At 74.9% G+C, this 10,374-nt stretch carries 12 protein-coding genes; 11 read left to right on the forward strand and 1 reads right to left on the reverse strand.

The window, feature by feature from the left end:
- Positions 1-31: 31 nt before the first annotated feature.
- Positions 32-667, reverse strand: a complete 636-nt coding sequence (locus SSBG_RS23175) for a TIGR03085 family metal-binding protein (RefSeq protein WP_008748500.1) — start codon at positions 665-667, stop codon at positions 32-34.
- Positions 668-744: 77 nt separating this feature from the next.
- Here SSBG_RS23175 and hisI point away from each other — a divergent pair, with 77 nt between their 5' ends.
- The 11 genes from hisI to lgt all read left to right on the forward strand — a co-directional run bounded on the left by hisI (position 745) and on the right by lgt (position 9,889).
- A complete protein-coding gene (gene hisI / locus SSBG_RS23180; RefSeq protein ID WP_037870466.1) occupies positions 745-1,110 on the forward strand; it encodes a phosphoribosyl-AMP cyclohydrolase in 366 nt (121 codons plus the stop codon).
- A gap of 62 nt (positions 1,111-1,172) precedes the next feature.
- Complete coding sequence (locus SSBG_RS23185; protein WP_008748502.1) at positions 1,173-2,678, forward strand: anthranilate synthase component I; 1,506 nt, start codon at positions 1,173-1,175, stop codon at positions 2,676-2,678.
- Positions 2,679-2,685: 7 nt separating this feature from the next.
- Entirely contained in the window at positions 2,686-3,360 is a 675-nt protein-coding gene (locus tag SSBG_RS23190; RefSeq protein WP_008748503.1) for a TIGR02234 family membrane protein, read from the forward strand.
- 92 nt (positions 3,361-3,452) lie between these two features.
- Entirely contained in the window at positions 3,453-3,677 is a 225-nt protein-coding gene (locus tag SSBG_RS23195; RefSeq protein ID WP_008748504.1) for an HGxxPAAW family protein, read from the forward strand.
- A gap of 71 nt (positions 3,678-3,748) precedes the next feature.
- Positions 3,749-4,171, forward strand: a complete 423-nt coding sequence (locus SSBG_RS23200) for a DUF2752 domain-containing protein (RefSeq protein ID WP_008748505.1) — start codon at positions 3,749-3,751, stop codon at positions 4,169-4,171.
- A gap of 230 nt (positions 4,172-4,401) precedes the next feature.
- A complete protein-coding gene (gene trpC / locus SSBG_RS23205; RefSeq protein WP_008748506.1) occupies positions 4,402-5,211 on the forward strand; it encodes an indole-3-glycerol phosphate synthase TrpC in 810 nt (269 codons plus the stop codon).
- An 8-nt stretch (positions 5,212-5,219) separates the two neighbouring features.
- Complete coding sequence (gene trpM, locus SSBG_RS33805) at positions 5,220-5,384, forward strand: tryptophan biosynthesis modulator TrpM (RefSeq protein WP_086023074.1); 165 nt, start codon at positions 5,220-5,222, stop codon at positions 5,382-5,384.
- Between the two features lie 133 nt (positions 5,385-5,517).
- Entirely contained in the window at positions 5,518-6,816 is a 1,299-nt protein-coding gene (trpB, locus tag SSBG_RS23210; RefSeq protein WP_037870469.1) for a tryptophan synthase subunit beta, read from the forward strand.
- A complete protein-coding gene (trpA, locus tag SSBG_RS23215; protein ID WP_008748508.1) occupies positions 6,813-7,640 on the forward strand; it encodes a tryptophan synthase subunit alpha in 828 nt (275 codons plus the stop codon). The genes trpB and trpA overlap by 4 nt, the downstream gene beginning before the upstream one ends.
- Before the next feature lie 317 nt (positions 7,641-7,957).
- Positions 7,958-8,740, forward strand: coding sequence for a DsbA family protein (locus SSBG_RS23220; protein WP_037870471.1), 783 nt, complete (start codon positions 7,958-7,960; stop codon positions 8,738-8,740).
- 156 nt (positions 8,741-8,896) lie between these two features.
- Positions 8,897-9,889, forward strand: a complete 993-nt coding sequence (lgt, locus tag SSBG_RS23225) for a prolipoprotein diacylglyceryl transferase (RefSeq protein WP_037871818.1) — start codon at positions 8,897-8,899, stop codon at positions 9,887-9,889.
- The last annotated feature ends 485 nt before the right edge of the window (positions 9,890-10,374 follow it).

Below are 10,374 nucleotides of genomic sequence, written 5' to 3' on the forward strand. Positions count from 1 at the left end.
CGGCCCGCCACCGGGCCGTCCCGGCCCGCGCCTAGAACCCCAGCTTGTCCGTCCCCGTCAGCGCCGTGACCGCCGCCTTCTCGCCCTCCAGCTCCACGTCCGCGTGGGACTGGCGGCCCGAGGCGAAGAGCGTCAGCTCGCCCGGCTCCCCGGTCACCGTGACGACCGGGGTGCTCCGGTTGGCGACCGCCGTGCGGCCGTCGGGCAGCCGCAGCACCATCCCCACCGGCGCCTTGCGGCCGCTCAGCCGCGCCGACTTCTCCAGGCGCGCCCACAGCGTCCCGGCGAAGACCGGGTCCAGGACGCGCGGCGTCCAGTCGGCCCGCGCCCTGCGGACGTCCTCGCCGTGGATGAAGAACTCGACGGAGTTGGCCAGCTCGTCGACCTGCTTGAGCTTGAACGGCGAGTACTTCTGCGGGCCGGTGCGCACGAGCTGGAGCAGTTCCTCGTACGGCAGCGCGGCGAACTCCGCCTGCACACGCTCCAGGCGCGGGGCGAGCGCCTTGACGAACATGCCGCCCGCCGCGTCCGGGCGCCGCTCGCGCACCACCACGTGGGCGGCCAGGTCCCGCGTCAGCCACCCCTCGCACAGGGTCGGCGCGGTGGGACCCGCGGCCTCCAACAGATCGGCCAGGAGCAGCCGTTCGCGCTTCGCATGACTGGACATGGGAATCAGCCTAGCCCCGTACCGCGCCGCGGGGACGCCCGGCGTCCGCGCGCGGCGCGCTGCGCGACAATGACCGTATGAACAGTACGGCCGACAGCCCCCTCGACCCGGACCTCGCCCGGCGCCTCAAGCGCACCCCGGACGGGCTCGTGCCCGCCGTCGCCCAGCAGTACGACACCGGCGAGGTGCTCATGCTCGGGTGGATGGACGACGAGGCGCTGCACCGCACCCTGACCACCGGGCGCTGCACCTACTGGTCGCGCTCGCGGCGGGAGTACTGGGTCAAGGGCGACACCTCCGGGCACGTCCAGCACGTCAAGTCGGTCGCCCTGGACTGCGACGGCGACACGCTCCTCGTCAAGGTTGACCAGGTCGGCGCCGCCTGCCACACCGGCGACCGCACGTGCTTCGACGCGGACGTGCTCCCGGTGAAGGAGTCCTGAGGCGCGACGCCCGCCCCGCACCTGAATCCGGCCGCCCCCGCAGGCCAGTAGGGTCCTGCCTCATGGACCTCGCAGCCTTCCGCGCTCTCGCCACCGACCGGCGTGTCATCCCCGTCAGCCGCACGCTCCTCGCCGACGGCGACACCCCGGTCGGCCTCTACCGCAAGCTCGCCGCCGAGCGCCCCGGCACCTTCCTGCTCGAATCGGCCGAGAGCGCCGGCCAGTCCTGGTCCCGCTACTCCTTCGTCGGCGTCCGCAGCGCCGCCGTGCTCAGCGAGAAGGACGGACAGGCGCACTGGACCGGCACCCCGCCCGTCGGCGTCCCCACCGGGGGCGACCCGCTCGCCGCGCTCCGCGCCACCGTCGAGGCCCTGCACACCCCCCGCGACCTCGCCCCCGGGCTGCCGCCCTTCACCGGCGGCATGGTCGGCTACCTCGGCTACGACGTCGTGCGCCGCCTGGAGAAGCTCCCCGAGGACACGCCCGACGAACTCGGCCTGCCCGAGCTGACGATGCTCCTCACCTCCGACCTCGCCGTGCTCGACCACTGGAACGGCACCGTCCGGCTCATCGCCAACGCCATCAACCACAACGACCTCGCGAGCGGCGTGGACGAGGCGTACGCCGACGCCGTCGCCCGGCTCGACGCGATGGAGGCCGACCTGCGCCGCCCCCTCGCCTCCGAGCCCGCCGAACTCCCCGCCTCCGAACTGCCCGCGTACACCGCGCGCTGGGGCGGCCCCGACTTCCGCGCCGCCGTCGAGACCGTCAAGGAACGCATCCGGGCCGGGGAGGCCTTCCAGGTCGTGCCCTCGCAGCGCTTCGAGGCGCCCTGCGCCGCGAGCGCCCTCGACGTCTACCGCGTCCTGCGCGCCACCAACCCCTCGCCGTACATGTACCTCCTGCGCCTCGACGGCTTCGACATCGTCGGCTCCAGCCCCGAGGCGCTCGTCAAGGTCGAGGACGGCCGCGCCATGGTCCACCCCATCGCGGGCACCAGGCCGCGCGGCGCGAGCCCGCAGGAGGACCGCGAACTGGGCGAGGAACTCCTCAAGGACCCCAAGGAGCGCGCCGAGCACCTCATGCTCGTGGACCTCGGCCGCAACGACCTCGGCCGGGTCTGCGCGCCCGGCAGCGTCGAGGTGGTCGACTTCATGTCCGTCGAGCGCTACTCGCACGTCATGCACATCGTCTCGACCGTCACCGGGCAGGTCGCCGAGGGCCGCACCGCCTTCGACGTCCTCACCTCCTGCTTCCCCGCCGGGACCCTCTCGGGCGCCCCCAAGCCGCGCGCCCTGGAGATCATCGACGAACTGGAGCCGTCCCGGCGCGGCGTGTACGGCGGCGCCGTCGGCTACCTCGACTTCGCGGGCGACTCGGACACGGCCATCGCGATCCGCACCGCGGTGCTGCGCGACGGGACCGCGTACGTGCAGGCCGGGGCGGGGGTCGTCGCCGACTCGGACCCGGCGGCCGAGGACCAGGAGTGCCGCAACAAGGCCGCCGCCGTGCTCCGCGCCGTCCACAGCGCCGACCGGCTGCGGGCCGCGCGGCGCGGTGAGGGATAGTGGACGGGTGACTGCTGTCCCGCAACCCCGTACCGACGCGGCGCCCGCGCCCGCGAGCCCGGCGGCCCCCGCCGCCGCGCGCGCCCAGCGCGGGGCGCGCCGGAGCCTCGCCGCCGCGCTCGTGCTCGGCGCCGCGGGTGCCGCGCTCGCCCTGCTGTGCTCGCGCCAGACCTGGGCGCACGGCACCGCGACCGTCGTCGGCGGTACCCTGCCGCTCTCGGTCAAGGGCGGCGACGTCACCGGCGCGCCCGCCGCGCTCGCCATCGTCGGCCTCGCCTCCCTCTTCGCCGTGTTCGCGGTCCGCCGCGCGGGCCGCGTCTTCGTCGCGGCGCTCCTCGCGCTCAGCGGCGTCGGCACCGTCGTCGCGGGCGTCCTCGGCGCGCGCGACCACGGCGCGCTCGACGACAAGGCCGCCCAAGCCTCCGGGCACGCGGCGGCGACCGTCCACGCCTTCGGCGCCACCGCCTGGCCCTGGGTCTCCACCGGCGCCGGAGCCCTCCTCCTCGTCGCGGGCGTCCTCGCGCTGCTGCACGGCCGCCGCTGGCCCGCCATGTCCGGGCGGTACGAGCGCGGCGGCGCCGCGCCCGCGCCGCGCGCCCCGCGCCGCGCGCTCGACCCGGACCGTCCCGAGGACCTGTGGAAGGCCATCGACCGGGGCGAGGACCCCACCGGCGAGCGCTGAGCCGGGCGGCCCGGAGGGCCCACCCCGGTGCGCGCCACCGCGCCCCGTGCGCCACAATGAACGCGTAGATCCACCGCATCGAGGAGCAAGACATGTCGCAGAACAGCCACGGGCACACACCGGCGGCGTGGACCGGCGTTCTGATCGCCTTCGTGGGCTTCATCGTGTGCAGCGTCTTCATCGTGATGGCCGTGCCGGTCGGCTTCTGGGTCGGTATCGGCATCCTGCTGCTCGCGGCGATCGTGGGCGGCGCGATGAGCGCGGCCGGTCTCGGGATGCCGAAGGGCAACGCCCCCCTCGGCGGCGGACACCACTGAGCCACCGCGGCGGCGCCCCCGACGCACGCGCCGGGCGCGCGGGAAACGCGCCCGGGCCGCACAATGAGCCCGTGAGCACCCCCGCCGCCCTCGCCCACCCCGTCCGCCGCCTCGCCGCCCCCGCTCTCGCCCTCGCCGGCGTGGCGGGGGCGTTCGCGTACGTCGGGGCCGTTGATCCCCACGAGCCGGGGCACTACCCCGCCTGCCCGCTCCTGCGGCTCACCGGGCTCTACTGCCCCGGCTGCGGAGGGCTGCGCAGCGCGCACGCCGTCGCGCACGGCGACCTCGCGGCGGCCTTCCAGGACAACGCGCTCGCCGTCCTCGGCTACGGGCTCGCCGCCGTGCTGTGGCTCGTGTGGACCGTGCGCGCCGCGCGCGGCAGGGACCTCGCCCCGCCGCTGCCCCCGGCCCGGCTGCGCTGGGCGCTCGCGGCCGTCGTGCTCGCCTTCACGCTCGTGCGCAACCTCCCCCTCGGCGGCTTCCTGCACCCCTGAGCCCCGCCGCCCCCGCACCAGCCCCGCCGCCGCGTGAACCTCCTGGTCAGCCGCGCCGCCCCGCGAACCCCCTGGTCAGCCGCGCCGCCGTCAACCGGATGCGCGCCTTACGCCCCGCGGCGGCTACCATCGCAGGAGGTTCCCCGCCCCCCGTCGCACCGGGCACGGCCGGGGCCCGTCCCACGTTCCCCCCTTCCCCGCGCGGGGAGGCCCGAGAGGAGTCCGCCGGAGTGAGTGTGCTCGACGAGATCATCGACGGAGTGCGTGCCGACCTCGCGGAACGGCAGGCGCGCGTCAGCCTCGACGAGCTCAAGGAGCGTGCGGCCCGCGCCCCGGAGGCCCGGGACGGGCTCGCCGCGCTCGGCCGCGAGGGCGTGCAGGTCATCTGCGAGGTCAAGCGCTCCAGCCCCTCCAAGGGCGCGCTCGCCGCGATCGCCGACCCGGCCGCGCTCGCCGCCGACTACGAGGCGGGCGGCGCCGCCGTCATCTCCGTGCTCACCGAGCAGCGCCGTTTCGGCGGCTCGCTCGCCGACCTCGAAGCCGTCCGCGCCAAGGTCGACATCCCCGTCCTGCGCAAGGACTTCATCGTCACCTCCTACCAGCTCTGGGAGGCCCGCGCCTACGGCGCCGACCTCGCGCTCCTCATCGTCGCGGCGCTGGAGCAGCCCGCCCTCGAATCGCTCATCGAGCGCGCCGTCTCAATCGGCCTCACGCCGCTGGTCGAGGCGCACGACGAGGCCGAGGTCGAGCGCGCGGTCGAGGCGGGCGCCCGCCTCATCGGCATCAACGCCCGCAACCTCAAGAACCTCAAGGTCGACCGCAACACCTTCGAGCGCGTCGCGCCCGAGGTCCCCGCCGGCGTCCTCAAGGTCGCCGAGTCGGGCGTGCGCGGCCCGCACGACCTCATCGCCTACGCCAACGCGGGCGCCGACGCCGTCCTCGTCGGCGAGTCCCTCGTCACCGGTCGCGACCCGCGGACGGCCGTCGCCGACCTCGTCGCCGCCGGCGCCCACCCCGCGCTGCGCCACGGACGGGACTGAACCCTCCCATGGCCCCCACCGCCCCCGACCCGTACGCGCGCCTGGCGCGGGGCTGCCGCCCGCGCGGCTGCCGTGCCCCGGCCCGCCGCGTCCACGGGCGCCGGGTGCGGTACGTGATCGGGGACGAGCCGGGCCAGGTCAACGGGATGCGATGGCGCCGCACCGGCCGCTGAGGGCCTGACGCGCCGCGCCGCCCGTACCGTACGTGTCCGGGCGGACGCACGCCGTACCCTCGTGGCCGCCGTGTCGTCCCCGACCACCTCTCCCGGGCCGCCCGCGCGCGCCCCGGTACCGGAGCGTCCATCCATGACATACGAGGCATTCCTGGCGCACGAGCTCTTCGTGCCCGATCCCGAGGGCCTGAGCCCCACCACCGAGGGCTACTTCGGCCGCTTCGGCGGCGCCTTCATCCCGGAGGCGCTCGTCGCCGCCGTGGACGAGGTCGCCGTCGCCTACGACAAGGCCAGGAGCGACCCCGCCTTCGCCGCCGAGCTCGGCGACCTCCTGCTGAACTACACCGGGCGCCCCAGCGCCCTGACCGAGGTGCCGCGCTTCGCCGCACACGCGGGCGGCGCCCGGGTGTTCCTCAAGCGCGAGGACCTGAACCACACCGGCTCGCACAAGATCAACAACGTGCTGGGGCAGGCGCTGCTCACCCGCCGCATGGGCAAGACCCGCGTCATCGCCGAGACCGGCGCGGGCCAGCACGGCGTCGCCACCGCGACCGCCTGCGCCCTCTTCGGCCTGGACTGCACGATCTACATGGGCGAGATCGACACCGAGCGGCAGGCGCTCAACGTCGCCCGGATGCGGATGCTCGGCGCCGAGGTCGTCGCCGTGAAGTCCGGCAGCCGTACCCTCAAGGACGCCATCAACGAGGCGTTCCGCGACTGGGTCGCCAACGTCGAGCACACGCACTACCTGTTCGGCACCGTCGCGGGCCCGCACCCCTTCCCCGCGATGGTCCGCGACTTCCACCGCGTCATCGGCGTCGAGGCGCGCCGCCAGCTCCTGGAGCGCGCGGGCCGGCTCCCGGACGCGGCGGTCGCCTGCGTCGGCGGCGGCTCCAACGCGATGGGCCTCTTCCACGCCTTCCTGCCCGACACGGACGTCCGTCTCGTCGGCTGCGAGGCCGCCGGGCACGGCGTCGCCTCGGGCGAGCACGCGGCGACCCTCACGGCCGGCGAGCCGGGGATACTGCACGGCTCCCGCTCCTACGTCCTCCAGGACGAGGAGGGCCAGATCACCGAGCCCTACTCCATCTCGGCCGGGCTCGACTACCCGGGCATCGGCCCCGAGCACGCCCACCTGCGCGAGACCGGGCGCGCCGAGTACCGCCCGGTCACCGACCGCGAGGCGATGGAGGCGCTGCGGCTGCTGTCGCGCACCGAGGGCATCATCCCCGCCATCGAGTCGGCGCACGCCCTCGCGGGCGCGCTCGACATCGGCCGCGAGCTGGGCCCCGACGGGCTCGTCCTCGTCAACCTGTCCGGGCGCGGTGACAAGGACATGGACACCGCCGCCAAGTACTTCGGCCTCTACGACGAGGAATCGGTCGTCGTGGACGGCATCGTCCGCGCCGACGCGGAGGGGGAGCCCCAGTGAGCCAGCACCACGCCGGACAGTCCGCGCTGCTGCGCGAGACCCTCGCGGGCGCCCGCGCCGAGAACAGGGCCGCGCTCATCGCCTACCTGCCGGCCGGTTTCCCGAGCATCGAGGGCGGCGCGAAGGCGGTACGGGCCGCGCTCGAAGGCGGCGCCGACGTCGTCGAGGTCGGGCTGCCGCACTCCGATCCGGTCATGGACGGCCCGGTCATCCAGACCGCCGACGACATCGCGCTGCGCGGCGGCCTGCGGATCAGGCACGTCATGGACACGGTCCGGCAGGCGTTCGAGGCCACGGGCAAGCCGGTCCTCGTCATGACCTACTGGAACCCCATCGACCGCTACGGCGTCGAGCGCTTCACGCGTGAACTCGCCGAGGCCGGGGGAGCGGGCTGCATCCTGCCCGACCTGCCCGTGCAGGAGTCCGCCGAGTGGCGCGCGCACGCCGAGAAGCAGGGGCTCGCGACCGTCTTCGTCGTCGCGCCGAGCAGCACCGACAAGCGCCTCGCCGAGATCACGGAGGCGGGCAGCGGTTTCGTCTACGCGGCCTCGCTCATGGGCGTCACGGGCACCCGCGACTCGGTCGGCGAGCAGGCCAAGGACCTCGTGAGCCGCACCCGCGCCACGACGGACCTGCCGATCTGCGTCGGCATCGGCGTCTCGACCCCGGCCCACGCCGCCGAGGTCGCCGCCTTCGCCGACGGCGTCATCGTCGGCTCCGCCTTCGTCAAGCGCCTCCTGGACGCGCCCGACGAGGAGACGGGGCTCGCGGCGGTACGGGAACTGGCGGCCGACCTGGCGAAGGGCGTCCGGCGACGGGGCTGAGCCGACGCGGGGCCTCCGCCCGCGGCGGTGACGGGCCGGGTGCGACGGGATTCCTCCCGGGCGCGCCCGGCCCGTGCTGGTGCGGGGGTGCCGAGCGTGCGGGGTGCGGGGGCGCGGGCCCGGTGTGCGCGGGGGTGCCGAGCGTGCCAGGGGCCCGGGCCCGGATCCGGGGGCGGGTGGCGGTGTGGGCGCTTCGTGGCGGGCGATGAGCCGATGGTCGCACCGGTTCCCGGCAACCCCGTGCGTCCCGTTTCACTCGTCCGCGTGAAGAAGCGCCGGGGCAGGCACGCGTGCCCTCCCGGTTCGTTGGCGGGGGTGTGAGCGAGAAGAATCGTCAGGGAAAGCTGTCCGCGCGGGACCGCATCGCGGCCGACCGCCGCCGCGAGGAGGCGCGCGAGAAGCGGCGCAAGAGCCTCGTGATGGGCGCCGTCGTGCTCGGGGTGCTCGTCGTGGTGGGTGGCGTCGGTGCCGCCGTCACGATGGGCAAGAAGGACGGCGCGGACGCCGCCGGGCCCGTCGTCGCCCCCAAGGGCGCGACCGGCGAGGACGGGCTGGCCATCCCGCTCGGCGAGAAGTCGGCCCCCTCCGTCCTCACCATCTGGGAGGACTTCCGCTGTCCCGCCTGCGCCCAGTTCGAGAACGGCTTCCGTTCCACGGTCCACGAGCTGGCCGACGCGGGGAAGCTGCGCGTCGAGTACCACCTCGCCACCCTCATCGACGGCAACATGGGCGGCAGCGGCTCGGCGAGCGCGGCGAACGCGGCGCTCTGCGCGCAGGACGTGGGCAAGTTCCCCGCCTACCACGACGTGCTCTACGCCAACCAGCCCGCCGAGACGACCGACCCCTACGCCCAGCCGGACAAGCTCATCGACCTCGCCAAGAAGGTCAAGGGCCTCGACACCCCCGCCTTCCGCTCCTGCGTCGAGGACAAAACCCACAGTTCCTGGGTCTCGAAGTCCAACGAGAAGTTCCAGCAGGGCGGCTTCCGGGGCACCCCCACGGTCCTCCTGGACGGCAAGGACGTCTTCAAGAACCCGAAGCCCGCCTTCACCCCGGACCGCTTGAAGGAACTGGTGGAGGAGAAGGCGGCCAAGGGCTGAGCCCCGCGCCCGGGACCCGCGCGACCCGTCCCGTCCGGCGCGCGCGGGCACGGTCGCGGGCCGCGGAGGACCGGCCCGCCGAGGGGCGCTGTTACGGAGACGTTGCCAACGCTGCGACCCGTCCTCCTCCCGCCCCGCGATAGCGTGGACATCGTCATGGACCTTGCCTACATTCCCAGCCCGTCGCGCGGAGTGCTGTACCTCGGCTCCATCCCGCTGCGCGGATACGCGTTCTGCATCATCATCGGCGTCTTCGTCGCCGTGCTCATCGGCAACCGGCGCTGGATCGCGCGCGGCGGCCGGGCGGGCACGGTGGCGGACATCGCCGTCTGGGCCGTGCCCTTCGGGCTCGTCGGCGGACGGCTGTACCACGTCATCACCGACTACGAGCTGTACTTCACCGAGGGCAAGGACTGGGTCAACGCCTTCAAGATCTGGGAAGGCGGCCTCGGCATCTGGGGCGCCATCGCCTTCGGTGCCCTCGGCGCCTGGATCGGCTGCCGCAGGCGCGGTATCCCGCTCCCGGCCTGGGCCGACACGGTCGCCCCCGGCATCGCCTTCGCCCAGGCGATCGGCCGCTGGGGCAACTGGTTCAACCAGGAGCTGTACGGCAAGAAGACGGACCTGCCCTGGGCGCTCAAGATCACCAACGACACCGGCGGCCGTATCCCGGGCACGTACCACCCGACGTTCCTCTACGAGTTCCTGTGGTGCGTCGGCGTCGGCCTCCTCGTCATCTGGGCCGACCGCCGCTTCCGCCTCGGCCACGGCCGTGCCTTCGCGCTCTACGTCGCGGCGTACTGCGCGGGCCGCGCCTGGATCGAGTACCTGCGCGTGGACGACGCCCACCACATCCTCGGCGTCCGCCTCAACGTGTGGACGGCGATCATCGTCTTCATCGCCGCCGTCGCCTACTTCTTGATCTCCGCCCGCCTCCACCCGGGCCGCGAGATCATCCACGACAAGGGCGGCGACGGAGAGCCCCCGGAGCCGAAGGAAACGGGCGAGGCGAAGGACGCGGACGCGAAGGACGGCGACGGGGAGGCGGACGCGGCCGGGGAGCCCAGCGCCTCCGGCGCGACCTCCGCCTCCGCCCCCGGCAAGGACGCCACCCCCTCCGGTCCCGGCATCGGCCTCAAGAAGAGCTGACCGCGAGACCCACAGCTCACCGCCCCCGGCACGCCCGGGGACACCCGCAGGGCGGGACGGACCAGCTCCGTCCCGCCCTGGCTCCGTCTCCGCCCGCGCCCGCCCCTCCGCGCGGCCCGTGCGGCTCGCGCGACGGGTTCCGCTCACGCCACCCCCGGGCGTCGGTTCGGCGCGCGTGGCGGGTTCGGCTCGCGCGACGCGTCCCGCTCAGGCCGTGCCGGGGCGCCTGCTCGGCCTGCACTGCGTCCCGCCAGCCGGTGCGGCGCATCCGGCTTAGGCCACCTCGCGCGCCCGCCGGGCCCGCGCGGCGTCCAGCCGACCCGGGGAGGCGCGTCCTGCTCCTGCCACCCCCGACGCCCGCTCGGCTCGCACGCCCCGTCCCGCTCGTGCCACCCCGGGCGCCCGTTCGGCCCGCGCGACGCCCCGCCAGCCAGCGCGGCGCCTCCGGCTCAAGCCACCGCGTCCCCGCACGGTCCGCACGGCGC

Origin of the sequence: Streptomyces sp. SPB074 (assembly GCF_000154905.1) — a bacterium.
Taxonomy (GTDB): Bacteria; Actinomycetota; Actinomycetes; order Streptomycetales; family Streptomycetaceae; genus Streptomyces.

Excerpts from the sequence above, each read along its gene's own strand:
- trpB (WP_037870469.1), top strand. The coding sequence starts at position 5,518 with ATGACATACGAGGCATTCCTGGCGCACGAGCTCTTCGTGCCCGATCCC.
- hisI (WP_037870466.1), top strand. The coding sequence starts at position 745 with ATGAACAGTACGGCCGACAGCCCCCTCGACCCGGACCTCGCCCGGCGC.
- SSBG_RS23195 (WP_008748504.1), top strand. The coding sequence starts at position 3,453 with ATGTCGCAGAACAGCCACGGGCACACACCGGCGGCGTGGACCGGCGTT.
- trpM (WP_086023074.1), top strand. The coding sequence starts at position 5,220 with ATGGCCCCCACCGCCCCCGACCCGTACGCGCGCCTGGCGCGGGGCTGC.
- SSBG_RS23185 (WP_008748502.1), top strand. The coding sequence starts at position 1,173 with ATGGACCTCGCAGCCTTCCGCGCTCTCGCCACCGACCGGCGTGTCATC.
- SSBG_RS23175 (WP_008748500.1), bottom strand. The coding sequence starts at position 667 with ATGTCCAGTCATGCGAAGCGCGAACGGCTGCTCCTGGCCGATCTGTTG.
- lgt (WP_037871818.1), top strand. The coding sequence starts at position 8,897 with ATGGACCTTGCCTACATTCCCAGCCCGTCGCGCGGAGTGCTGTACCTC.